Origin of the sequence: Mycolicibacterium fluoranthenivorans (genome assembly GCF_011758805.1) — a bacterium.
Classification (GTDB): Bacteria; Actinomycetota; Actinomycetes; order Mycobacteriales; family Mycobacteriaceae; genus Mycobacterium; species Mycobacterium fluoranthenivorans.
Map to the genome: position 1 here is coordinate 1,001,139 of NZ_JAANOW010000002.1, position 24,194 is coordinate 1,025,332.

Sequence of the window (24,194 nt, forward strand, 5' to 3'; positions counted from 1 at the left end):
TCATGGCAGGGCTCATTCAGGACACTGACGAGCACAAGGCGATCCGGGAGAGCGTGGCGGGTATCGCCAGTCGCTATGGGCAGCAGTACTTTCTGGAGCGCGGCCGGGCGGGCGAGGGTATCGAGGAACTCTGGAAGGACCTCGGCGCCGCCGGCCTCCTCGGGGTTCATCTGCCCGAGGCCTACGGTGGTGGCGGCGGGGGTATGGCCGAGGCGGTCGTGGTGGTCGAAGAACTTGCCGCCCATGGGATGCCGATGCTCATCTGGGTGATCTCGCCGGCGATCTGCGGCAGCATCGTCGCCATCCATGGCTCCGAGGAGCTGAAGCAGCGGTGGCTGCCCGGGATCGCCGACGGCAGCCAGAAGATGGCGTTCGGTCTCACCGAGCCCGATGCGGGCTCCAACAGCCACAATGTGAAGACGACGGCGCGAAAAACCGACACCGGGTGGGTGCTCTCGGGTTCGAAGTACTACATCTCGGCCATCGATCAGTGCGACGCTCTTCTGGTGGTGGCCCGCGACGGCGACCTGTCCACACCGGAGAAGTCCACGTTGTCGCTGTTCGTGGTGCCGACTGACTCGAAGGGGTTGTCCTATCAGGAGATCGACACCTCGATCGTCTCGCCGGACAAGCAGTTCACCGTCTTTCTCGACGAGGTCGAGGTCGGTGCGGAGGCGTTGATCGGACAGGCCGGAAACGGGCTGCGACAGGTGTTCGACGGGTTGAACCCCGAGCGGATCCTGGTCGGTGCCATCTGTGGTGGTGTCGGACGGTACGCGATCGACAAGGCCGTCGCCTATGCCAAGGAACGTAAGGTGTGGTCGACCGCGATCGGCGCCCATCAGGGCATCGCCCATCCGCTGGCCGAGAGCCACATCGCCGTCGAGCTGAGCCGCCTGGCCACCGCGCTGTCCGCCCAGCAGTTCGACGCGGGTGAGCCCGCCGGCGAAGCAGCGAACATCGCCAAGTTCTCGGCATCCGAAGCAGCTCTCAAGGCGCTGGATCAGGCGATCCAAACCCATGGCGGAAACGGCCTCTCGCACGAGTACGGGCTCTCGGAGCTGTGGTTCGTGACCCGGCTGATGCGCACCGCCCCGGTCAGCCGGGAGATGGTGCTCAACTTCGTCGCACAGACCTCGCTCGGCCTGCCCCGCTCGTACTGACCCCTGACACGTGACCCAAGGAGAATGACGATGACGTCAGCAGAACACACATTTGACGCCGTGGTGATCGGCGCGGGTGCGGGTGGCCTTTTCACCGCCGCTCGCCTGACCAAACTCGGCTACCGCACCCTGGTGGTGGAGCGGTTCGACAAGGTCGGAGGTCGTGCCTCCACCGACGATATCGACGGCTTCAAGGTCAACAACGGTGCCATCGTCATCGAGGTCGGCGGTATCACCCAAGAGACCTGCAACGAGGTGGGGGCCCGCTTCGACATCCGCGAGCCGCAACCGCCGATCCTGTACCGGATCGCGGGCAAGGATGTCGATGTCACCGGCGGCGGCTGGGGTTTCCTGCTCGGCAAGCTGACCCGCCAGGGCGCCAAGCTGGTCAAGGGAATCGGCGCCGCTCGCAACGACTCCGGTCTGCCCGAAGACGAATTGTCCACCGCCGACTGGGTGTCCAAGTACACCAAGAACGAAGGCGTGCACGGCATCTTCCGGAACATGTGCGCCTCGGTGTTCGCGGTGGGCTCAGAGGATCTGCCGGCGCGGGTCTTCCTCACCTACTTCACCCGTAAGAGTGCGTTCAAACGCTTCGGCTTCCATCCCGAGGGCACCATCGGCATCTGGCGCGCGCTGGCCGAGGCCGTGGTGGCCAACGGTGGACAGATCTGGCTGTCGACGCCGGTGACGAAGATCCACAAGGGTGACGGTGACGTCGTGACCGGGATCGACGTCACGCGCGACGGCGAGACGGTGCGCATCGACGCGCCCGTGGTGGTCAGCGATATCGGCCCGGCCGGCACCGTCGAGCTGATCGGTGAGGAGAACGTTCCGCCGGACTATCAGGATCTCGTCAAGGCGGCCGATCGCCCGACGTCGATGATCACGGTGAACTTCGCCAGCCAGGAGCGTCTCATCGACGTACCCGGCATGCTCAGCTTCGCGAAATCACGCCGACTGGCCTATATCGCCAACTTCACCGATGTCTGTCCCGAGATGGCGCCGGAGGGCTGGAATCTCTACGCGGGTACCGCCGTGCCCAAGAATCCCACCGGTGACTTCGATGAGGCGGCGGAGACCGAATTCCTGCTGCAGGACCTGCGGGACAACATCGAGGACTTCGATCGGCGTGCGCGCATCCTGAATATCGCCGTCACGCGAGATGACTGGCCTCCGCAGCGTGCGGTCGCCGGATACGACCTGACCCACGAAACCCCTTTCCAGGGCTTGTGGAATGTCGGTGACGGCGTCAAGGAATATGCCAACGGTGGCACCACGGCGTGCGCGGAGACGGCAAAGCTGGTGGTGGACAAGATCGTTGCCTCCCATAAGCCGGCGGTGCTGCGCTGAGCAGCCTTGCCGGTCGCATCGCCGCTGCGCGCAGCGTCCTGTTCGTCCCCGGCGACCGACCCGACCGCTTCGCCAAGGCCGTCGCCAGCGGTGCGGATATCGCGGTGCTGGATCTCGAGGACGCCGTCGCCGTCGGCGACAAGGACGCTGCGCGTGTGGCGGTGGGCGACTTTCTGAGCACCGGCGTCCAGGTGCTGGTGCGGGTCAACGGTACCGATACCTCGTGGTGCGCCGATGATCTGCAGATGCTGGCGCAGTGGAAGTGCGCAGTGATGGTGCCCAAGGCGCACAGCGCTTCTCAGCTACAGAGCATCGCCGAGCAGCTGGCGCCGGGGACACCGCTGGTCGCGCTCATCGAGACGGCGGCGGGAGTCAATGCCACCGAGGCGATCTGTGCGGTGGACACCGTGGTGCGCGCCGCGTTCGGCAGCATCGACCTCGGCGCTGAACTCGGTGTGGACCCCGACCTGCATCAAGCGTTGCAGTACGCCCGAAGTGCCGTGGTGCTCGGTTCGGCGGCCGCGGAACGGGCCGCCCCGCTGGACGGGGTCACCACCGAACTCGGCGATATGGGCATGCTCTCCGACGACATATCCCACGCGGTCCGTCTGGGTTTCGGTGGGAAGCTGTGTATCCATCCGCGCCAGGTCGCAGCCGTCAACCAGCGGTTCGCGCCCTCACCCGAAGAGCTGGACTGGGCACGCAAGGTCGTCGACGAGGCGGTCGGTGGTGAGGTGTGCGTCGTGGACGGAAAGATGGTCGACAAGCCGGTGCTTGCCCGTGCGGAGCGAATACTCCTGCGTGCCCGCTGACGCTGCGCCGTCGGCCAGGAGTGGGGCCGGATCGAGTGGCGGCGGCGCCGCCCGAGTTGTCCAGGGGTCTTGTGTGCGCACGCTCACAAGTCCTATCTTCTAATTGAGAATAAAATTTGTCGGCAGATGGGTGTTTGTCATGTCACGTCGTATCCAGCTCATCTGTGCCTGGTGTGGCCCCGCAACCGTGATCGTCGCGCTGTGCGGCTGGCTCATCGCCGGCGTCCTGCCGATCCCGCTGGGGTCCTCCAGTACCACCGAGCAGGTGGTGAGCTTCTACGCGAACGACACCCGGGTGTTGTGCGGCCTGGTGATCGCGCAACTCGGCATCTGCCTGGTCTTTCCGTTAATCGGGCTGATCGGCTACCGCATGCTGAGGATCGAGGGGCGGCACCCGATCCTCACCTTCATTCAGCTGGTCACGGGTGCGGCCACCGGTGTCCTTCTCCTGCTGCCGATGCTGCTGATGGCCGTCATCGCGTTTCGCCCGGACCGCAACCCGGAGCTGACGGTCACGCTCAACGACATCTCCTGGTTGTTGTTCATCACGCCCATTGCGCCGTTCATCATCCAGAACATCGCCATCGGTACGGCGATTCTGCGCGATCGGCGTGCGACGCTGCCCCGCTGGGTCGGTTATATGAACTTCTGGATTGCCGCGTCGTTCATCCCCGACCCGCTGGCCTTCTTCTTCCACAGCGGGCCGTTCTCGTGGCGAGGTGTGTTCATCTTCTGGCTGGCGCTGACCACCTATGCCGTTTTCCTCGTCGGTATGGGCCTGGTCCTGCGGGCGGCGGCCTTGAAGGACGTCGACCCGGAGGAATCGCCGAGTAGGGCGGTGCCCGCCTGAGGGCGGCGTATCCCTAGGGAATGTGCTCAAAGGATCTGTGCGGCAACATGGTTTCGGCGTGGCGGATCTTCTCTGCGGGTGGCCGACGGACGCAGTGGGGCAAGCGCACATCGGCGCGACCATAAGTTGACTTATGGCAACGTTGATGTGACCATGGTCTCAGCCCTGGGGTGAGTGTGGGCCAACATAAGTTTTGAATCAAACGTAAATTAAGGAGAACGATGGGGTTCGCCAGTTCGGCCGAGGTCACGAAGTACATCGGCGGCATTTTCGAAGCCGCCTTTGTGGATCCCGAGATCGGCCCCAAGCTCGAAGCCACCGGCCTCGTGGTCGCGTTCGATTTCACCGATCCCGAGGCCGTGGTCCTGATCGATATGGCCAACAAGGTGGTCCAGGAAGGCCTCGACGGGGGCCCGGAGCCGATGGCCACCATGTCGATGACCGCCGATACGGGTAGCGCCTACTGGCAGGGCAAAGTGAATCTGCCGTTGGCGATGGCCAAGAAGAAGATCAAGGTCGACGGAAACGTGGCCAGCCTGCTCAAGTTGGCGCCGCTCGGCAAGAAGCTCTACCCGTCCTACATCGAACGTCTCAAGGCCGACGGCCGCGACGACCTGCTGGCCTGACCGATGTTCCCGGGAATCCACGCGATATCGGATCCGGAACGTCCGGCCGTGATCATGGCCGAGTCGGGCCGGACGTTGACCTACGGCGAGCTGGAGCGGAGTTCGGCGTCCATCGCCAGCGCCCTGCACGGTATGGGTCTGCGTCGCGGCGATGTGATCGCGCTGTTATCGGACAACACGGTGGAAGCCTTCGCGGTCTATTGGGCTGCCATTCGTTCAGGTCTGTACATCACCGCGGTGAACTGGCACCTGGCCGCGGACGAGGCGGCCTACATCGTCAGTGATTGCGGCGCGCGTGTGCTGTTCGCCTCGGCGGGGGTCCGGGACCTGGCCGAAGAGATCGTCGCGCTGACACCTCAGGTCGGGTATCGGTACTCCTTCGGTGGCCAGATCGTGGGTCATCAGCCCTACGACGTCCTCATCGACGATCGTTTCGAGGCTCTGCGGGACCAGCCTCGCGGGACCGAGATGCTCTACTCCTCGGGGACGACCGGACGGCCGAAGGGGATCAAGCCCGTCCTCTTGGACCTTCAGGTCGACGAGCCCGGTGACCCTCTGGTGGGCATGCTGGCGCACGCGTTCGGTATCAGTGCCGGCGACCGCTACCTGTCCCCGGCGCCCGTCTACCACGCCGCACCCCTGAAGTGGTGCGGCGGTGTGCACGCCCTCGGCGGCACCGTGGTCTTGATGGAGAAGTTCGACGCGACCGCCGCCTTGACCGCCATCCAGGCCCACCGCATCACCGTGACCCAGATGGTGCCCACCATGTTCATCCGGATGTTGCAGCTGCCCGAGGACGTGCGGCACTCCTTCGACACGTCGACGCTGCGGCTGGCGGTGCATGCCGCCGCGCCGTGCCCACCCGATGTCAAGCAGGCGATGATCGACTGGTGGGGACCGATTCTCGTGGAGTACTACGGCGCCACCGAGGGCCACGGCGTCACGGTCGTGACCACCCCTGAATGGCTGAACAAGCGAGGGTCGGTGGGCCGGGCAGCGCTGGGCACCTTGCACATCTGTGACGACGAGGGCGTCGAACTCGGCCCCGGCGACGTCGGAACCGTCTACTTCGAGCGCGAACAGGCCCCGTTCGAGTACCACAACGACCCGGAAAAGACGTCCAGTGCACGACATCCCGGCCACGACAACTGGTCGACCGTGGGTGACGTGGGATACCTGGACGAAGACGGGTACCTGTTCCTGACCGACCGCAAAGCGTTCATGATCATCTCCGGCGGGGTGAACATCTACCCCCAGGAGATCGAGAACGTGCTGGCGCTGCACCCGAAGGTCTCCGATGTCGCCGTCATCGGTGTGCCGCACCCCGAGATGGGCGAACAGGTCAAGGCCGTCATCGAGCTGCGGGACGGCTGGTCGGGCTCCGAAGAGCTGGCCGCGGAGCTGATCGACTATGTGCGTGAACGGATCGCGCACTACAAGGCGCCGCGCAGCGTCGACTTCGTCGGCGAACTCCCACGGCTGGCGACCGGAAAGCTGGCCAAACGCAAGCTCCAACAACGCTACGCGGAGGCACCCTGATGAACACCCAAATGCTCACCACCGCCAGGGAATACGATCCCGTCAGCATCTCCCCGCTGAGCTTCTGGGCCAAGACCGCCGACGAACGCGAGCAGTCATTCACGATCCTGCGCGACGAACGGCCGCTGAGCTGGCACGCGCCGATCGAAGGCGCGTTGATGGAAGCCGAGATCGACGGTCTCTGGGCGGTGACCCGCAATGAGGACATCGCCTACATCAGCAAGAACCCGCAATTGTTCTGCTCGGGCCAAGGCGTGATGATCGAGGCGGTGCCGGAAGACATTCTGGACGCCGCACAGTCCTTCCTGGCGATGGACGGCAGCCAGCATTCCATCCTGCGCCGGCTGATCAGCTCGGTGTTCACGCCACGCCAGGTGGCCAAGATCCAGGACCAGATCAAGGTCCAGGCCGCGACGATCGTGACCGACCTGCTCAAGACGCGCAGCGGTGACTTCGTCGAGCAGGTGTCCAAGCGGCTGCCCATGTGGACCATCTACGAGATGATCGGGCTGCCTGCGGAGTACCGCGATGAGGCGGCGCACCATGCGGACGGCATGGTGTCCTGGGCGGATGCCGATGTGGCCGCCGGACGCGAATCGGGCGAGGTCCTCAACGAATCCCTGGTCGGGCTGCTCACGACGGGGCTCGAACTCGCCGAGCAGCGTCGCGCTCATCCCACATCGGACCTGATGTCGCTGTTGGTGCAGGCCGAGATCGACGGTCGCCGACTCACCGATGAGGAACTCGGCGCGTTCTTCGTGCTGCTCTCGGTGGCCGGCAACGACACCACCCGTAACACCGTGACGCTGACCACGATGGCCCTGCAACAGTTTCCGCATCAGCGCGCATTGCTGGAACGGGACTTCGACGGCCACATCAAGCGCGGTATCGAGGAGTTCGTGCGCTGGGCAAGTCCGGTCATGACGTTCCGCAGAACCGCCACCCAGGACACCGAACTGTGCGGCCAGTTGGTGCGCGAAGGGGAGTGGGTGCTGATGATGTACTCATCGGGCAATCGGGACGAGCGCGCCTTCGCCAATCCACACGAGTTCGATATCACCCGGGAGCCGAACGCACACGTCGGTTTCGGCGGCGGGGGACCGCACTTCTGCATGGGTGCCTTCCTGGCCAAGATGCAGCTGGAGGCCATCTTCCGGGAACTGGTCCACCGAGCGCCCAACCTACGGGTCGGTGACCCCGAGTTCTTGACCGGAAACTTCGTGCACGCCGTCAAATCCCTGCCCTACACCCTCGACTGACCGGAGAACCACCATGACCGAGTACTCGGGAAAGCACTACGTCGTCACCGGGGCCGCCTCCGGTATCGGCCACGCCGTCGCCGAGCAGCTGCTGGCTGCCGGTGCCGAAGTGACCAGCCTCGATCGTAATCAGCCGCAGGCCAAGGTCACTCGCCATATCGAGGTCGACCTCGCCAACCCGCGCAGTATCGACGCGGCCCTGGAGACCCTGGAGGGGCCCTACGACGGACTCATGAACGTCGCCGGTATTCCGGGGACGGCGCCGGCGGATCTCGTCTTCGCGGTCAACAGCCTCGCGGTGCGGCACCTCAGCGAAGCGTTCTTCGAACGGCTCGTGCCCGGAGGGTCGATCACCATCGTGTCCTCGACCGCCGGCTTCGGTTGGCCGGAGCGGCTCGAGGCGATACGCGACGTGCTGGCCACCGACACCTTCGAGGAGGGCGCCGCCTGGTTCAAGGCCAACCCGCAGCAGGGCAACGCCTACAACTTCTCCAAAGAAGTCAGCACCGTGTACACCCAGTCGATGGGGCTGGCCCTGGCCCAGATGGGATTGCGGATCAACGCGGTTCTTCCGGGCCCGGTGGAGACGCCGATCCTGGTCGACTTCGAGGAGTCGATGGGCAAGGACACCCTGGACGGGGTCAAGGAACTCCTCGGTCGGCACGCAGACCCCGCCGATATCGCCTCGGTGGTGCTCTTCCTGGCCTCCGACGCCGCGCGGTGGGTGAACGGGCAGGCCCTGGCGGTCGACGGCGGCCTCACCGGCGCCGTCAGCACCGGCGTGGTCCCGAAGCCGGAATTCTGAGGCCTCGATGACGCTGAAAGCAGTAACTGACACTTCGGGTGCCGCGAACGAATGCATCGTGCTGCCCGAGCTACGGCGCGCGTTCGCGACCGGCCGCACCAAGCCGCTGGGGTGGCGCCTGGACCAGTTGGCAGCCATCGAGGCGCTGTGCGACGAGCAGGAGCCGGCGATTGCCGACGCCCTGGCCCATGACCTGGGCCGCCCGCCGGTGGAAGCCTGGCTGGGCGACATCGCCTCCACCAAAGGTGAAGCCGCCTATGCGCGAAAGCATCTGAAGAAGTGGATGCGCCGCGACCGGCAGTCACTTCCGCTGGCGCAGTTGCCCGGCCGAGGCTGGGTGCAGTACGACCCGTTGGGTGTGGTGCTTGTCATCGGGCCGTGGAACTACCCGTTCTATCTGAGCGTCGCCCCGCTGGTCGCCGCGATCTCGGCCGGCAACTGTGCGGTGTTGAAGCCCTCGGAACTCGCGCCGGCCACTTCGGAACTGCTGACCGAACTCATTCCCAAATACCTTGACAATCAATCAATCAGGGTGATCGAGGGAGACGGCGCAACCACGCAGAACTTGATCGCGCAAGGGTTCGATCACGTGTTGTTCACCGGTGGCACCGAGATCGGCCGCAAGATCATGGCGGCCGCGGCCCCCACCCTGACTCCCGTGACACTCGAACTGGGCGGCAAGAGCCCGGTGCTGGTCACTGCCGACGCCGACCTGGATGTCGCGGCGCGCCGTGTCGCGTGGGTCAAACTCATGAACTCCGGACAGACCTGCATCGCGCCGGATTACGTGCTGGTCGAAGAGGCTGTGGCCGACAGCTTCACCGATAAGGTCATCGCCGCCGTTGCGGCGTTTCGGGCTCAGGAACACACCAGCGGTCTGCGGATCGTCAACCGGCGGCAGTTCGACCGGCTTGCCGGGTTGATCGACACGACCACCGGGACGATCGTCGCCGGCGGCCGTGCAGATGCCGACGCACTGACCATCGAACCGACCGTCATCCGCGATCCGGCGCCTACCGACCCTGTGATGGCGGATGAGATCTTCGGCCCGCTGCTGCCCATCATGAGCGTGGAATCCACCCAGGCCGCCGTGCAGTTCGTGAACTCACGACCCAAACCGCTCGCGCTGTATGTCTTCACCGGTTCGCAGCGGTTGGGCCGCACGCTGATCGACGCCATTCCTTCCGGTGGCGCCGTGATCAACCACATCGCCATGCACTGCCTGGTTCCGCAGCTTCCGTTCGGCGGTGTCGGTGCCAGCGGGATGGGGCAGTACCACGGCCGTTGGGGGTTCGAGGCGTTGAGCCACCGTCGTGCCGTGTTGGCCAAGACCGCGCGGCCGGACCTGTCGCTCGTCTATCCGCCTTACACGGACCGGGCCGTGAAACTCATGAGAAGGCTGTTCTGATGAATATCCGCGTGGACGGAACCAAATGCTCCGGAATCGGAATGTGTGAGATGACGGCACCGACCGTGTTCGAGGTCGGGGACGACGGACAGGCACACGTGATCGGCGGCGCGGAAGACGATGTCGCGATGGCGCAAGAAGCCGTGGCGAACTGTCCGACCGGTGCCATCTCGATCGACGGCTGACCGACGTCCGGCACACCGTCGGTGCGCCGTTCCCGCATTCCCTCGAAGACCACAGGAGAGGTTGCACAAGGCAATGGCCTTCGTCATCACCCAGAACTGCTGCACTGATGCGAGTTGCGTTCCCGTATGTCCTGTCGACTGCATCCGGCCCGTGCCCGATCAGGCCGGCGCGGCCGCACCGATGCTGTACATCGATCCGGCATCGTGTGTGGACTGTGGTGCGTGCGTCGCGGTGTGCCCCGTCGGCGCGATCTACCACGAGGACGATCTGCCGGAATCTCAGCAACGATTCAAGACGATCAATGCCGACTTCTTTGCCACCGAGCCGTTGGCCATCCGTCCCATCCCGGCGAACTGGACCCCGGCTCCGGTGGGACGAGACTCCCTGCGGGTGGCGGTGGTGGGCGCCGGCCCGGCGGCGTGCTACGCCGTGGCCGATCTGGCACGCACCACCGGAGTGCAGGTGGACGTTTTCGACAGGCTGCCAACGCCGTTCGGCCTGGTGCGTTTCGGCGTGGCGCCCGATCACCAACGCACCAAGGACGTCGTACAGGTCTTCGAGACGGCGCTCGCCAGCCCCAACGTGACGTGCTTTTTCAACGTCGCGGTCGGTCAAGACGTCACCCACGAGCAGCTGATGGCCACGCATGACGCGGTGATCTATGCGGTGGGCGCCTCCACGACTCGCGAGCTGGGCATCCCCGGGGAGGAGCTGCCGGGGACCATCGGCGCCGCCGAGTTCGTGAACTGGTACAACGGACACCCCGATCATGCCGAGCGGCGATTCGACCTGGCCGGTTCGCGCGTGGTGATCGTCGGCAACGGCAACGTGGCACTGGATGTGGCACGGGTACTGGTGATGGACCCGGATCAGTTGGCGGCCACCGATATCGCCGAGCATGCGTTGCACCAGCTGGCTGCCGGTGACGTCCGTGAAGTCGTCTTGTTGGGCCGCCGCGGTGCGGCAGACGGCGCGTTCTCGGTGGGGGAGTTGTTGGCCCTTGGTGGGCTACCGGGCGTGGATGTGGTGGTCGAGGGAGAGCTCGGAGCGCGGCCCGACGATCACGAGCGTGCCCTGAAATTCGATATCGTCGGTGAGTACGCGCAGCGGCCGCGCACCGCGGGCAACAAGCGGATCGTGCTGCGCTTCGGTACCCGGCCGGTGCGCGTCGTCGGCGACGATGGCGTACAGGCCCTGGAAGTGGACGGCGGCGCGGGCGTCGTCTCGATCGACACGGCGCTGGTGCTGAAGTCCATCGGATATCGCGGCACGCCGATCGAGGGGCTGCCCTTCGACGAGGCCGCCGGTGTCGTTCCCAACGAGGGCGGAAGGGTGATCCGCGACGGTGTCGCGGTACCGGGGGTGTACGTCACCGGTTGGATCAAACGCGGCCCGCGAGGTGTCATCGGCACCAACCGGTTGTGTGCGCGGGAGACCGTCACGAACCTCCTGGCCGATGCCCGGGCCGGTAGCTTGCCGGACCCGGCTTCCCGGACCGGGCTGGATGCCACGGACTTCGCGGCGCACGGCGTGACCGTGGTGGACCTGGCCGGCTGGCGCCGTATCGATGCCGCCGAGCGACAGCTGGGTGCGGCGGCCTCGCGACCCCGGGTCAAGGTCGTCGACCGCAGGGCCCTGCTCACCGCAGCCGCCGTGGGCTGCTAGGAATCGCCGAGGTGTCAACGACGGAACTGCCCGCCCTGCTGCGTCGCGCCGGCGATCGAGATCTCGTCATCGCCCTCGGCGATGGTGTGGGCGCGGCGAACATGCTCGACGACGGCTCCACCGTCGGCGAGGTGCTGAGCACGTACGCGGCCGGCGGCCTCGGCCTGACCTTGGTGTTGGGCTGGAGCCCGGTGGCGCCGCTGGGGATCACCCCGGAGGCCTTTACCCGGATCGTCACCCTCATGCCGGGTTGGGGGGTGCGGACGTTGCTTCCCAGCCCGGTCACCAGTGCGGTGCCCACCAGCATGGCCGCCATCCCCGCACTACTGGGTTCCCATCTGCGTCCGGACGTGCTGCTCACCCGGATGACCCGACGTGACGGCGGCTTTCAGTTCTGCACCGAGGTGTCGTGGCAGCAGACGCTCGTCGACATCGGCGTGCCGGTGTGGGCCGTACTCGACGACGGGGCGCCGTCGGCCTGCGCCGGAAAACCGGTGTCATCGGAGGCGGTGACGATCGTCGGCCGCGCCGGCGATGCCCCTGCAGATCTGCCGTCGCGGCCGGCGGAGGCCATCCACGATGTCCTGGCCGACCGGGTGCTCGACCTCATCCCCGAAGGCGCCCGGCTCCAGTGCGGGCCCGGTCAGCTCGGTACCGCGTTGCTGCAGCGCTGCACCAAGGCACTGGCCATCGACACCGGTCTGCTCACCGATGCGGTGATGGACCTGGAACGGCGGGGGTTGCTCCTCGGTGAGCCGGCGGCGACCTACCTGTTCGGAAGCGCCGAGCTGTACCGATGGGCCGACGGTCGGCCGATCCTGCGGGGTATCGAACACAGCCACGATGTCACCCGGCTGTCCCGGGGTGCGCCGTTCGTGGCGGTGAATACCGCGATCGAGATCGATCCGTTCGGTCAAGTCAACGTCGAGGGCGTCGGCGCCAAGGTGGTCGGCGGAATCGGGGGCCACCCCGACTATTGCACGGCAGCCCGGATGAACCGATCGGGATTGTCCATCATCGCAGTGCCGGCGCAATTCAACGGCCGCTCAACGCTTGTCGAGGCGTTGAGCCGGCCGGCGTCGACGCCGGCCCACGATGTGGAGGTGATCGTCACCGAGGCCGGCCACGTCGATCTGCGTTCGGCCGGGTGGCCCGAACGGCGCCGCCTGATCGAGGGGCTCTTCCAGCTCGCGGCCTGATCCGGCCATCCCACGATGCTGCAAAGCGATACCGCCGCCGGCAACCGATGTCAGATCGGTTGCCGACGGCGGTATTTCGTCAGTGCTGGACGGGGCAGCCTGTGCCGGCGTGCATGCGCTTGACGGCGGCCGCGAAGTTGCTCACCAACATGTCGGGGGCGTCCAGTCGGAGATCGGGGAGCCGGTGCAGGATCTGGTCCAGCATGTGCCGGATCTGCATCCTGGCCAGGAATGCGCCGAGGCAGTAGTGCGGACCCCCACCACCGAAGGCCACATGCTGGTTGGGCTTACGGGAGATGTCGAATGTCCAGGGGTCGGCGAAAGCAGCGTCGTCGCGGTTGCCCGATGAGTAGATCATCACCACCCATTCACCCTGGCGGATCTGCCGGCCGCCCAAGACGGTGTCCTGGGTGGCGGTGCGGCGGAAGGTCATCACCGGTGTCACCCACCGCAGGACCTCGTCGATGACCGCGTCGATGCGGCCCTCGAAGTCCTCCAGCAGGTGGGCCACCTGGTCGGGGTTGTCGACGAACGCCTTCACACCCAGGGACAGGGTCGTGCGTGTGGTGTCGTTGCCGGCGAAGGACATCAGCACGAACATCGAGGCCAGTTCGTCGTCGGTGAGGTCGCGACCGTCCACCTGTGCCGACACCAGGTTGGACCAGATGTCGTCGCGCGGGCAGGCACGGGTGGCTTCGGCGAAGTCCAGGCCGATGCTGAGGTTGCCCACCAACGCGTCGTTCATCACCTCGGCCGCCGTGCGGCCGGCGGCGATATCGGGATCGTTCCAGCCGGCAAGCTCATCGGCGTAGTGGGCCGCCTCTTCCCGGCGGTCCTGCGGCAGCCCCACCATGTCGTAGAAGGTGTGCATCGGCATCTGTTTGCTGACATTCTCGACCCAGTCGCCCTCGCCCTTGGCCAAGAACTCGTCGACGATCGTGGCGGCGCGTTCGCGGATCTGCTCCTCGATACGTTTGACCTGTTTGGGGGTGAACGACGCACTCATCAACCGGCGGAAGGTGAGATGCCGCGGACCGTCCATGGCCAGGAATGACGATGCCGCTTCGAGGAATTCGTCGGGCACATCCTCCAGTTGGATGCCCTGACCTGAGCAGAACAGCTCGGGGTGAGTACTGACCTCACGGATCAACTCGTGTGTGGTGACCGCCCAGAAGCCAGGGATTCCCGGCGGTGCCAGGTCGCTTTCGGCGGGCGGTTGCCAGCTCACGGGCGCGCGCCGACGGAGTTCGGCGAACGAGACGTCGCGTTCCTCGGCGGAGAGCGCCCAGAACGCCTTCGGAGAGATGTCGACGGGGTCGAATGGTCGATCTGGGGTATCGGTGGGCGGCATGTCGGCTGCCTGTTGCGTCACCGAATCCGTTGGGCTGCTGGACACCGTCCACTCCTCATGTCGAATGGTTGAGATATTTCTATTGTAGATTCGAAAATGCTGTCGGGTGGGGAAGTTGACGAAGTCGGGCCGGCGCGGAGCCCCGAACGCAGCTGCGCGGACCGAGTGACACCTCGGCCCGCGCAACTGGTCACGATTTCAGGACGCGGCGATATCGCGACCGATGATCTCCTTCATGATCTCGGTCGTGCCGCCGTAGATCGTCTGGATGCGGGTATCGAGATAGGCCCGTGCCACCGGATACTCGAGCATGTACCCGTAACCGCCGTGCAACTGTAAGCACCGGTCGATGACTCGCTTCTGCAATTCGCTCAGATACCACTTGCCCTTCGCGGCATCGACGGGCGTGAGCTCGCCGGCGTTGTAGGCGAGCACACTCCGGTCCGTGTAGGCCTCGGCGATATCGATCTCGGTGGACATCTCGGCCAGCTCGAACCTGACATGCTGCTTGTCGGTCAGCGGGCCGCCGAACGCGTGGCGACTCTGGCAGTACTCGACGGTCATGGTGAAGATCGCCCGGGTGGTGGCCATCGCTTTCGCGGTGACCCCGAGTCGTTCCCGCGGCAGATGGCTCATCAGGTACTGCAGGCCCTTACCTGCCTCGCCCAGCAGATTCTGCGCCGGTACCGCCGCATCGCGGAAGTACAGTTCGGAGGTGTCCTGGGCGGGGAGTCCGACCTTGTCGAGCTTGCGGCCACGCTCGAAGCCCGGGGTATCGCGTTCGACGACGAACAGGCTCAGCGCGTTGGACCCGCCGTCCGGATTGGTCCGCGCGGCCACCACGACGACATCGGACATGATCCCGCTGGAGATGAACGTCTTCTGGCCGTTGAGGATCCAGTTGTCACCGTCGAGGCGCGCGGTGGTGCGGATACCTCGTAGATCGCTGCCCGCGCCGGGTTCGGTCATGGCCAGCGCGCCGATCAGCTCGCCTGCGGCGAAACCGGGCAGCCAGCGTGCCTTCTGCTCGTCGTTGGTCAGATCGAGCAGATAGTGCAGGACCAGGTCATCCTGGAGGCTGACCGTCAGGCCGAACGACAGTGCGTTGATCCTGGCGATCTCCTCGCAGACCACCATGCGGTAGCGGTAGTCGGCCTCGCTGGCCCCGCCGTACTCCTCGGGGATCTGCAGCGCGTAGATACCGGACTTGGCGGCGCGGGCGAAGACCGAACGGTCGATCCAGCGGTCGCGATCCCAATCATGCTGATGGGGAACGACTTCTCTGGCCAGGAACTCGCGAACGGTCTCGCGGTAGGCCTCGTGGTCGGCGTCGTAGAGGGAACGCTTCATCGCCTACAGCCGTTCGATGATCGTGACGTTGGCCTGGCCGCCGCCTTCGCACATGGTCTGCAGGCCGAACCGGCCCCCGGTGCGCTCCAACTCGTGCAGCATGGACGTCATCAGTCGCGCGCCGGTGCAGCCGATCGGGTGCCCCAGGGCAATCGCCCCGCCGTTGGGATTGACCTTCGCGGGATCGGCCCCCAGCTCGGCCAGCCAGGCCAACACCACGGGCGCGAAAGCCTCGTTGATCTCGACGGTGTCGATATCGTCGATGGACATGCCGGCGCGCTTGAGCGCGTGCTGGGTGGCTGGGATGGGCGCCGTCAGCATCATCACCGGATCCGCGCCGCGGACCGAGATGTGATGGATGCGAGCGCGAGGGGTCAAGCCGAACCGGTCGACGGCGGCCTTCGAGGCCACCAGTAGTGCTGCGGCGCCGTCGGAGATCTGGCTGGCGACAGCGGCCGTCAGGACGCCACCTTCGACGAGGGTCGGCAGCCCCGCCATCTTCTCCAGCGAAGTGTCGGCACGCGGTCCCTCGTCCACGCTGATCCCCGCGAACTCGGTGATCTCGCGGGTGAAGCGGCCCTCCGCGATCGCGGCGAGCGCGCGCTGGTGACTGGCCAGCGCAAAACGCTCGTTGTCTTCGCGGCTGAGCTTCCACTGCTCCGCGATCATTTCGGCGCCGCGGAACTGGGAGATCTCCTGGTCGCCGTAGCGGGCCCGCCAGCCTTCGCAACCCGTCCACGGATCGGTCGATCCGAACGGCTCGCCGGCGGCGAAAGCGCTCAGGATCGGGTACTGGCTCATCTTCTGGACGCCACCGGCCACGATGAGATCGGAGGTGCCGCTCATGACCGCTTGGGCCGCGAAATGCACTGCCTGCTGGGCGGATCCGCACTGGCGATCGATGGTCACGCCGGGTACTGATTCCGGCAGGCCGGCAGCCAGGGCGGCGGTGCGTGCGATATCGCCGGCCTGGGATCCGATGTTGTCCAGGCACCCCAGGATGACGTCGTCGATGGCGGCCGGATCGATGTCGTGACGGTTGACGACAGTCTTGATCACATGCGCGGCCATGTCGGCCGGATGTGATCCCGCGAAGCCGCCCTTGCGACGGCCCACTGCGGTTCGAGTTGCGTCAACGATATAAGCCTCAGTCATGGAAAATAATTTAACATAGAATCAAAAATACTGTAAACCGGATTCCGCGCCGGGCTGTGGTGCCAGGGGCCGGCTCAGCGGCGCCGTGTGGTGCGTTGCTTCTTGGGAACCGGGCTCAGGCTGTGTTTCACGAAAACCTGTGCGTTGGACACCATTGTCTCGACGGAGCCGCGCCGCGGATGCCACCATTCGGCAGTCCAGTTGAGGGCGCCCAGAACCAAGGCCTGGGCGAGTGGAGGGTTCAGGTCGGCACGGATCTGGCCTTCGGCCGCGGCGTCTTTCATCAACCCGCGCCAGATCCGGTCGTAGGCGGCCTCTTCCTTCTTCTGGCGAGTCTTCAGGTGCCCGGGGATCTGCCCGGAATTGCGGATCGATGCCCGCGCATAGTCGGACAACTCGAGCTCATGGCGCAGATGTGATTCGACCGCAGTCATGATGCGGTCCATGGGTGCCGTATCCGGCGGCAGCGCGTCAAGGGCGTCCTGGAGATAGGTGCGCAGGTCGCTGATCCCGCAGAACATGACCTCTTCGATGAGGTCTTCGCGCGATTTGAAGTAGTAATAGATCGCAGGCGCACGGAGTTCGGCTTGGTCGGCGATATCGGTCAGCCGGGTGCCCGCGTAACCCTTGACGCTGAGTACCTGGGCGGCGGCGTTGAGGATGCGCGTGCGCGTCCGTTGCGCTTTGGTGTCGCTGGACTCGGGTGCTGGCAGTTTCGCGGGCATGGGTCGATGATAGGAGCGCCACCCTGTCATGTCCTAAGGCGCGGGAGGTGGTGTCTCATTTCGTCGGTATCGCAGCCCAATCGACGCGCTGTACCCGGAATTCGCGGACGTCGCGCATCCCGGGCTCGATGAGGTCGATCTGTCGGCGTACCCGCCGGGCCAGCAACCGGGCGACCTCGGTCTCACGGGTGGCCCCGTGCTGTCGAACGAAGTCCTCCAGTTCCTCATCGGTCTGCCGCCAGTCCCGCGGTGCGAAGCCGAGCAGTTCGTCGGCCTCGACTTGGTCCAGTGCGTCCACGCAGGACATCGCCTGCGCGCTGCGTTGTAGTCCGGGGAGCAGGTCTCGCACCACCCGGAGGCGGAATCCCGTGTGATCGTCGAGGTTCTCGTCGGCCAAGACGTCGTCGACGATCCGCTGGACGGCGAGGTGAGCCGGATCGTTTCGGATGGCCGGATACGTGAGCGCCGGAGGCGGGTCGAGCTCGAAGCCGCTCTCTTCGGCGATGATCTCCAGGCACACCGTCAGTGACATCAACGACCATGCCTGCCACTGGGCGAGATCGAACTCGGCCGGCGGGTCTGCGCGGGTGCCTGCCGAGAGCATCGCGGTGAGCAAGGCGAAGCGGACCGCGTGGAAATTCACCACAGAGCGATCGATCGGCTGGCCGCTCTCATGCGCGTAGACCGTGAAGGCATGGGTCAGGTCGCCGATGGGTTGGGCGGTATCGCGCATCCGCATCGCACCGAGGTCGGCCATCGGATCGCCCAGACAAGAGAACTCGACATCCATCAACGCGGTGACCTGTTCCTCGGCATGGAGGAACTGGCCTGCGTCGAAATGGATCCAGGACACGTCATGCCGGTGCGCCGGAACATGGCGATGAAGCCAGGCGACGATGAATTCGATGACCGGGTCGGGGGCGGGCTTGACCTCGCGGTACCACTTCTCGGACAGTCCGAACCCCATGTATCCGATGTCCTGAGGTGTCGACGGCTTGGACAGGCCGATCGCCTCGAACGGACCGGTGTCGAGCCGATGAGCCGCAACGAGCCGGCGGACGTAGTCGGCGATGACCAGGTCGCGGATCCGTGGGTCGTCGCGTTCGTCGAATCGATCCCGCCCATCGACCGAGGCCATCAGAATCGCCTCGGGTTCCTCGCAGAACGCCAGGGGAGCGGGCACCGTGACGCCTTCGTCGTACAACACCCGCATGATGTCGAACTCGCGTCGCAGCGAGAGCGTCCGCGTCCAGGGCATGGCTTCTTCGCGCTGACAGCGGGCGTAGAGCCGGCGCATCTCGCCATCGATCTCCACGGTGAGAAACCACGCCGGTCGCCAGCGGGCCTGCCGTTTCCATTCCAGGATTCGACCACCGGTCGTACGCTCCACCCAGGCGAACAGCGTCGGCCAGGGCGCCTCCAGTCCGTCCCAGCGAGCGTCTGTGCTGTGCTCGATCGTTCTGTCGGTCACGGCGTCGTCAGAGTCCGCCGCGGGCGACCAGTTGGGCGGCGATGACGTTGCGTTGGATCTCGTTGGTGCCTTCCCCGACGATCATCAACGGGGCATCCCGGAAATAACGTTCCACGTCGTACTCGGTGGAATACCCGTACCCGCCATGAATGCGGACCGCGTTCAACGCGATCTCCATCGCGACCTCGGACGCGAACAGTTTGGCCATCCCGGCCTCCATATCGCAGCGCTGCCCGCTGTCATACATGCGCGCGGCATACCAGGTCAGCTGCCGCGCCGCGGTCAACTTGGTGGCCATATCAGCCAGATAATTACCGATCGACTGATGCTTCCAGATCGGCTGCCCGAAACTCTCCCGCTGCTGGGCATACGCCAACGAATCCTCCAACGCCGCCGTGGCCACCCCCAACGCCCGCGACGCCACCTGGATACGCCCGGTCTCCAACCCCTTCATCATCTGCGCAAAACCCCGACCCGGCTGCGCCCCCAAGATCGCCGACACCCCGATCCGATACCCATCGAAAGCCAACTCACACGACTCCACCCCCTTGTACCCCAACTTGGGCAGATCCCGCGACACCGTCAACCCCGGCCCATGCTCGACCAACACGATCGACATCCCCCGATGCTTCGGTTGCGCCGACGGATCGGTCTTACACAACAACGCGATCAGATCCGAGCGCCGCGCATTCGAAATCCACGTCTTGGCCCCACTGATCACCAACTCCGTACCCTCAGTACGCGCCACCGTGCTCATGGCCTGCAGATCCGAACCCCCACCCGGCTCGGTCAACGCCATCGTCGCCCGGCACTGTCCGGTGGCCATCGCCGGCAGATACCGCTGCTTCTGTTCCTCGGTACCGAACAACGTCACCAACTTCGCCACCACGGTGTGCCCGCCCATCGCCCCGGCTAGACTCATCCACCCCCGCGCCAACTCCTGGGTGACCTGGGCATAACACGGCATCGACACCGGGCTACCGCCGTAAGCCTCCGGCACCGCCAACCCGAAAATCCCGATCTGCTTCATCTGCTCGATCCACCGCTCGGGATAAGCATTCGCATGCTCCACCTCCAGCACCGACGGCTTGACCTCACGATCAACAAAAGCCCGCACCGTCTGGACCAGGAACGCCTCTTCATCACTGAGCTGATTGAGCATGGCACGCACCTTACCCTCGTTTTTATTTCATGTTAAATTATTGCCCATCGGCCCGCATCGACGACGAAGGGGTGCCCGACAGTGAAAACTTGGACGCCTGCCACCGGCAGCGACAACGACGAGGCTGACCGAAGCGCAGTGGTATTGGCCCGGGTGCGATGACATCGGCGCGAATGCAGCCCACCGACGCCACGGCAGAAGTGGAGAAACCCGAACGCCGGCTTCCGGCCGAGGAGGGCGTCTGGGTCTTCCTTTTCGGCGACATGACGGTGTTCGCGGTGCTCTTCGGCGTGTTCCTGTATTACCGCGGCCAAGATCCCGGGCTTTACAACGACTCCCAGCTCGCGCTCAATCAGACTTTCGGCGTGGTCAACACCTTGGTGCTGTTGACCAGCTCGCTGCTGGTGGTCACCGCGGTCCGCGCGGTACGCCACAACGCCCACCAACTTGCCCGCCGGCTGATCTTCGGTGCCATGGCCTGTGGTGGGATCTTCGTGGTCAACAAGGCCATCGAGTACGGCGTGAAGATCTCCCACGATCTGGTGCCCACCACCAATCAATTCTTCATGTACTTCTACGTGATGACCGGGTTGCACCTGTTCCACGTCGCCATCGGTCTGGCGCTCCTCGGGTTCATGGTCAAGCTGACGCGGAAGCCGGTCCTGGTGGGCCGCGAACGGGATTATCTCGAAGGCGCGGCGTGCTTCTGGCATATGGTCGATCTGCTGTGGATCGTCATCTTCCCACTCCTGTACCTGGTGAAATGATGCTGACAACACTTCTGCGCGACCGTATCACCGCGGTGTGGTTGGCTCTGATCGCAGCGACGCTGGCGTCCTGGGTTCTGGGTGTCGGGCACGAGCTGCCGGAGCATTACGCGGCCATCAGCATCATCGTGATCGCCTTCACCAAGGTGCATTTCGTGGGTAGGTACTTCATGGAGATCCGCGAAGCGCCGGTTGCGCTGAAGGCGGTCTTCGGCGTGTGGAACGTGGTGGTGGGTGCGGTGTTGATCGGTCTGTATCTGTTGGCGTAATCCGCTGACGGAAGTGATTCTGCCGGCACGAGATAACTCGACATTGAGAGGAACGGATGTTCGCGGTAGTGGGCGGGGGAGCCGCGGGCAGCGCTGCGGCGTTTGTGCTGAGTCGGGCCGGGCATGATGTCGTTCTCTTCGAGGCTTCGGACGATCTCGGCGGCCGCACCCAGACGGTGCAGCGCGACGGTTTCGGGGTCGAACTGGGCGCGATCTACATGCTCAACTCGTATACGCGGTGTATCGAACTGCTGGCGGACAGCGGAACACCGGATCTGCTGACACCATGGTCACCTCTTGCCGGTCTGTGGGATGGCAGCAACCTGCATCCCATCCGATATGACTACGTACCGTCGTTCTTCAAACTTCCGATGTTGTCGTTCCGCGACAAAGCACGTCTGGCGCTGCGAGCCGTGCTGGCGATTGCCGGGCCGGCCCCAGATCCGTTCGAAACCGACAGCCTCGCGGACTTCGACCGGGGCGAGGACATGGAGACGTGGGCGCGGACCAGGCTGGGCGACAACGCGTTCGAATATTTCGTTCGTCCGTTGATCGAGCCGTCGTTCGGCACCGACTGCCGGGACCTGTCCGTGCCATACCTGCAGGGCATCATGAAGCGGGCGCACCTTGCCAAGTTCTTCCTGCCACGTGACGGTATGGGCAGTGTGTGTGCCGCACTGACAAGAAATGTCGACGTGCGCCTCGGGGTCGAGGTGGTGGCGGTGGATCTCGACGGTGCCGAGGTGGTGGTATCCACCGCGCAGGGCGAGACGTCGCGTGTCGACGGGGTGATCGTCGCCACGGACGCTGCGCGCGCCGCCGGTCTACTCGAGTCCGGTCTGGGGGCGACGGAGGTGCAGGCGCTCAGATCTGCCCCGTATGCGTCGATGGCCCATGTCAATCTGCGGTGGGTGAAAAATCCCTGGCCCGCAAACGAATTCGAGATGCTACTGCCGATCGGCGCCGGACCTCGTCCGTTGTTGGGGACCATCGTGAAGACTTCGGCGACATCGCAATTGGTACCGGCCGGCGGGTGTATGACGAACTCGTACTTTTCCAGCGCAGCCACCCGAGAACTCACCGACGACGAGTTGATCGAGACTGCGCTGCGCCATGTCGGCGAGACCCTCGGCAAGGGATTCCCGGATCCGGTCGCAGAGGTCTTCGGAATCGAGCGTGCGCTGGCGATCTGTCCGCCGGGGCACTATCGCGCCATGCAAGAACTCCGGAACAAGATGCCGGCACGCATCGGCATTGCCGGGGACTACCTGGCGCACCTGGGTGTGGAGACCGCGGTGGTCAGCGGTGAGCGTGCCGCCCGGCGTCTTCTCGGAGAGTCGGTGTGACCACCGGCCACCGTCGCCCGCAATTCTGTGGTATCTCAGCACCTATCACCCTTCATTGAGGATGCCCCTTGACTGATCACCGCCACCTGCCAACCCGTGTCGAGGCTCGCACGCAGTGGTGCACGATCGACGATCCGGGATCGGTCGAAGCGCGCTTCGGACTTCGGGACTGTGCGCCGACCGCGTCGGGAAACCGCTGTGCCTACGTCGTCCCTTCCTGGGCGTGTGACGCCCAGGGGCGGCCGTTGGCCGGCGCGCTGATGGTGTTGGCCGACCATATCCTCGGCGAGCTGCCGTACGTGCGCCGCCCGCCCGACACCTGGTCCTTGACCGCCGAGCTGACGCTGGATGTGATCGGTGAACTTCCCGTCGGCGGTCGTCTGTTCGCGGAGGCGGTCGAGGTCGTCCAGGGGTCGGAGGCCTTCGTGCAGTGCCGAATCACCACCGGTGCCGGCGATCTGGTCGCGGTGGGAACGACGCGCACGGTGTTCTTCGCGGCCACCGCACAGGATCCCGTGGTCGTGACGGAGGCTGCGTCGAGTGTCGGCACGGGTGCGATCAGTATCGAGGCGGTGCTCGGTATCGACGTTCACCACCTCGCCGAGGGCGTACAGATCTCGCTGGCCGATCCCGGAAACTGGGTCAACGGATTCGGGATCATGCACGGCGGGGTGTCGGCCTGTGTCACCGAACTGGCGGCGGCCGCGGCGGTCGGCGCCCGAAACCCCGCTCTGGCAACGGCACACGTACACACCAACTACTTACGGCCCGTCGTGGCCGATGCACCCTTCGTCGCAGTCGCCCGACTCCACCACATCGGACGGTCTTCGGCGGTGGTCGAGGTGTCGGGGCGCGGCGGTCGGGGTGAACTGTGCACGGTATCCACGGTGACCGCGCGGCTCTCACCTGACACCCGGTGAGACGCACGGGCGGCGAACTCGCAGCCTGTCACACCACGTTCAGCTGGTCCAGGAATCGGCTGGCGTAGTCCTGATCGCCGATGATGGACACATCGCGTTCGCGCCAGGAAACCCGCGTGGTTCCCCATTCCGGAAACTCGATCGCCGTGGCCTCGACGATCACCTCGGCGTGTTCGTCACCCCGCACGATGCTTCCGGATGGCCGCACGGTCCAGACACCACCTCCGATACCCCGCAGTGTCAGTGCGATCGGCTTGTCCATCCACGGAGCCGATGTTCGGATCTGATTGGACAGCACCGCCAACATCCACTCGATGACGACGTCCATCCGGTTGGCATCGGTACCGGGATCCGGTAGGTCCAGGGCAGGCAGGATGTCGTGCCGAAGGTGGGCGTGGTGGTCGAAGGTGAGCGCCCCCGCCGGCAGGATCCGGAGGGGGAAGCGACCCAGCTCGGCAAGCCTGATCGGCACGAATGCCATTGGGGTGCGGGATAATGCGCCTGCCACCTGGATGACACGTGCGCTCCAGATGCGGTACTCGCCGAGCACCTGCGCGGGAGACCAACTGCGGCGCACGTCCACCATGTCGTCATTGGTGGACTCGATGTCACGGCTGAAGAGCATTCGTGGAGCGGCAGCGGTGAACATCGCGTGGCAGCCAGATCCCATGTGGGCGAGGACGTCCTGCACGGTCCATCCGGCTGCCCGGCTCGGGGTGCACCAATGCTCTTCGGTGAAGCTCTCGCACAGCGTCAACAGCGCAGTGCGCTCGTCGCGGAGCGCGGCAACTCGATCGAGTGTCACGGCTGACC

23 protein-coding genes are annotated in these 24,194 nt (G+C 65.2%); 16 read left to right on the forward strand and 7 right to left on the reverse strand.

Going from position 1 to position 24,194, the window contains the following annotated elements; all coding sequences use genetic code 11:
* Positions 1-2: 2 nt before the first annotated feature.
* The 12 genes from FHU31_RS22770 to FHU31_RS22825 all read left to right on the forward strand — a co-directional run bounded on the left by FHU31_RS22770 (position 3) and on the right by FHU31_RS22825 (position 12,865).
* Complete coding sequence (locus tag FHU31_RS22770; RefSeq protein WP_167162684.1) at positions 3-1,163, forward strand: acyl-CoA dehydrogenase family protein; 1,161 nt, start codon at positions 3-5, stop codon at positions 1,161-1,163.
* A 30-nt stretch (positions 1,164-1,193) separates the two neighbouring features.
* Complete coding sequence (locus tag FHU31_RS22775) at positions 1,194-2,516, forward strand: phytoene desaturase family protein (RefSeq protein WP_167162685.1); 1,323 nt, start codon at positions 1,194-1,196, stop codon at positions 2,514-2,516.
* Complete coding sequence (locus FHU31_RS22780; RefSeq protein ID WP_167163003.1) at positions 2,513-3,328, forward strand: HpcH/HpaI aldolase/citrate lyase family protein; 816 nt, start codon at positions 2,513-2,515, stop codon at positions 3,326-3,328. The genes FHU31_RS22775 and FHU31_RS22780 overlap by 4 nt, the downstream gene beginning before the upstream one ends.
* Before the next feature lie 139 nt (positions 3,329-3,467).
* Positions 3,468-4,178, forward strand: coding sequence for a hypothetical protein (locus tag FHU31_RS22785; protein WP_167162687.1), 711 nt, complete (start codon positions 3,468-3,470; stop codon positions 4,176-4,178).
* Positions 4,179-4,399: 221 nt separating this feature from the next.
* Positions 4,400-4,804 (forward strand): SCP2 sterol-binding domain-containing protein, encoded by a 405-nt coding sequence (locus FHU31_RS22790; RefSeq protein WP_167162689.1) that lies wholly within the window; start codon positions 4,400-4,402, stop codon positions 4,802-4,804.
* A gap of 3 nt (positions 4,805-4,807) precedes the next feature.
* The gene (locus FHU31_RS22795) at positions 4,808-6,343 is read left to right on the forward strand and encodes an acyl-CoA synthetase (protein WP_167162691.1); all 1,536 of its coding nucleotides are present in this window, start codon (positions 4,808-4,810) and stop codon (positions 6,341-6,343) included.
* Positions 6,343-7,602, forward strand: a complete 1,260-nt coding sequence (locus FHU31_RS22800) for a cytochrome P450 (protein ID WP_167162693.1) — start codon at positions 6,343-6,345, stop codon at positions 7,600-7,602. The genes FHU31_RS22795 and FHU31_RS22800 overlap by 1 nt, the downstream gene beginning before the upstream one ends.
* A gap of 13 nt (positions 7,603-7,615) precedes the next feature.
* The gene (locus FHU31_RS22805) at positions 7,616-8,407 is read left to right on the forward strand and encodes a coniferyl-alcohol dehydrogenase (protein WP_090364194.1); all 792 of its coding nucleotides are present in this window, start codon (positions 7,616-7,618) and stop codon (positions 8,405-8,407) included.
* A 7-nt stretch (positions 8,408-8,414) separates the two neighbouring features.
* Positions 8,415-9,815: an aldehyde dehydrogenase family protein gene (locus FHU31_RS22810; protein WP_167162695.1), complete on the forward strand. Its 1,401-nt coding sequence runs from the start codon at positions 8,415-8,417 to the stop codon at positions 9,813-9,815.
* Complete coding sequence (locus FHU31_RS22815) at positions 9,815-10,000, forward strand: ferredoxin (protein ID WP_167162697.1); 186 nt, start codon at positions 9,815-9,817, stop codon at positions 9,998-10,000. The genes FHU31_RS22810 and FHU31_RS22815 overlap by 1 nt, the downstream gene beginning before the upstream one ends.
* A 73-nt stretch (positions 10,001-10,073) precedes the next feature.
* The gene (locus FHU31_RS22820; protein ID WP_167162699.1) at positions 10,074-11,666 is read left to right on the forward strand and encodes an FAD-dependent oxidoreductase; all 1,593 of its coding nucleotides are present in this window, start codon (positions 10,074-10,076) and stop codon (positions 11,664-11,666) included.
* Positions 11,667-11,677: 11 nt separating this feature from the next.
* Complete coding sequence (locus FHU31_RS22825) at positions 11,678-12,865, forward strand: acetyl-CoA hydrolase/transferase C-terminal domain-containing protein (RefSeq protein WP_263988118.1); 1,188 nt, start codon at positions 11,678-11,680, stop codon at positions 12,863-12,865.
* Positions 12,866-12,944: 79 nt separating this feature from the next.
* Here FHU31_RS22825 and FHU31_RS22830 read toward each other — a convergent pair whose 3' ends face one another.
* The 6 genes from FHU31_RS22830 to FHU31_RS22855 form a co-directional block, all read right to left on the reverse strand.
* A complete protein-coding gene (locus FHU31_RS22830) occupies positions 12,945-14,216 on the reverse strand; it encodes a cytochrome P450 (protein ID WP_167163007.1) in 1,272 nt (423 codons plus the stop codon).
* A gap of 198 nt (positions 14,217-14,414) precedes the next feature.
* Positions 14,415-15,566 (reverse strand): acyl-CoA dehydrogenase family protein, encoded by a 1,152-nt coding sequence (locus tag FHU31_RS22835; RefSeq protein ID WP_167162701.1) that lies wholly within the window; start codon positions 15,564-15,566, stop codon positions 14,415-14,417.
* 3 nt (positions 15,567-15,569) lie between these two features.
* On the reverse strand, positions 15,570-16,721 hold the full coding sequence (locus FHU31_RS22840; protein WP_167162703.1) for an acetyl-CoA C-acetyltransferase: 1,152 nt from the start codon (positions 16,719-16,721) through the stop codon (positions 15,570-15,572).
* A 74-nt stretch (positions 16,722-16,795) separates the two neighbouring features.
* A complete protein-coding gene (locus FHU31_RS22845) occupies positions 16,796-17,446 on the reverse strand; it encodes a TetR/AcrR family transcriptional regulator (RefSeq protein WP_167162705.1) in 651 nt (216 codons plus the stop codon).
* Positions 17,447-17,501: 55 nt separating this feature from the next.
* Complete coding sequence (locus tag FHU31_RS22850; RefSeq protein ID WP_167162707.1) at positions 17,502-18,917, reverse strand: phosphotransferase; 1,416 nt, start codon at positions 18,915-18,917, stop codon at positions 17,502-17,504.
* Between the two features lie 7 nt (positions 18,918-18,924).
* Positions 18,925-20,079 (reverse strand): acyl-CoA dehydrogenase family protein, encoded by a 1,155-nt coding sequence (locus FHU31_RS22855; protein WP_167162709.1) that lies wholly within the window; start codon positions 20,077-20,079, stop codon positions 18,925-18,927.
* A gap of 158 nt (positions 20,080-20,237) precedes the next feature.
* On the opposite strand from FHU31_RS22855, the gene FHU31_RS22860 reads away from it, so the two are divergent.
* The 4 genes from FHU31_RS22860 to FHU31_RS22875 all read left to right on the forward strand — a co-directional run bounded on the left by FHU31_RS22860 (position 20,238) and on the right by FHU31_RS22875 (position 23,381).
* Entirely contained in the window at positions 20,238-20,846 is a 609-nt protein-coding gene (locus tag FHU31_RS22860) for a cytochrome c oxidase subunit 3 (RefSeq protein ID WP_167162711.1), read from the forward strand.
* Entirely contained in the window at positions 20,846-21,115 is a 270-nt protein-coding gene (locus FHU31_RS22865; RefSeq protein WP_167162713.1) for a cytochrome C oxidase subunit IV family protein, read from the forward strand. Before FHU31_RS22860 ends, FHU31_RS22865 begins: the two co-directional genes overlap by 1 nt.
* Positions 21,116-21,171: 56 nt before the next feature.
* Complete coding sequence (locus FHU31_RS22870; RefSeq protein WP_167162715.1) at positions 21,172-22,461, forward strand: protoporphyrinogen/coproporphyrinogen oxidase; 1,290 nt, start codon at positions 21,172-21,174, stop codon at positions 22,459-22,461.
* A 68-nt stretch (positions 22,462-22,529) separates the two neighbouring features.
* The gene (locus FHU31_RS22875; protein ID WP_167162717.1) at positions 22,530-23,381 is read left to right on the forward strand and encodes a PaaI family thioesterase; all 852 of its coding nucleotides are present in this window, start codon (positions 22,530-22,532) and stop codon (positions 23,379-23,381) included.
* A gap of 28 nt (positions 23,382-23,409) precedes the next feature.
* On the opposite strand, the gene FHU31_RS22880 is transcribed toward FHU31_RS22875, so the two are convergent.
* A complete protein-coding gene (locus FHU31_RS22880; RefSeq protein ID WP_167162719.1) occupies positions 23,410-24,186 on the reverse strand; it encodes a maleylpyruvate isomerase family mycothiol-dependent enzyme in 777 nt (258 codons plus the stop codon).
* Between the last annotated feature and the right edge of the window lie 8 nt (positions 24,187-24,194).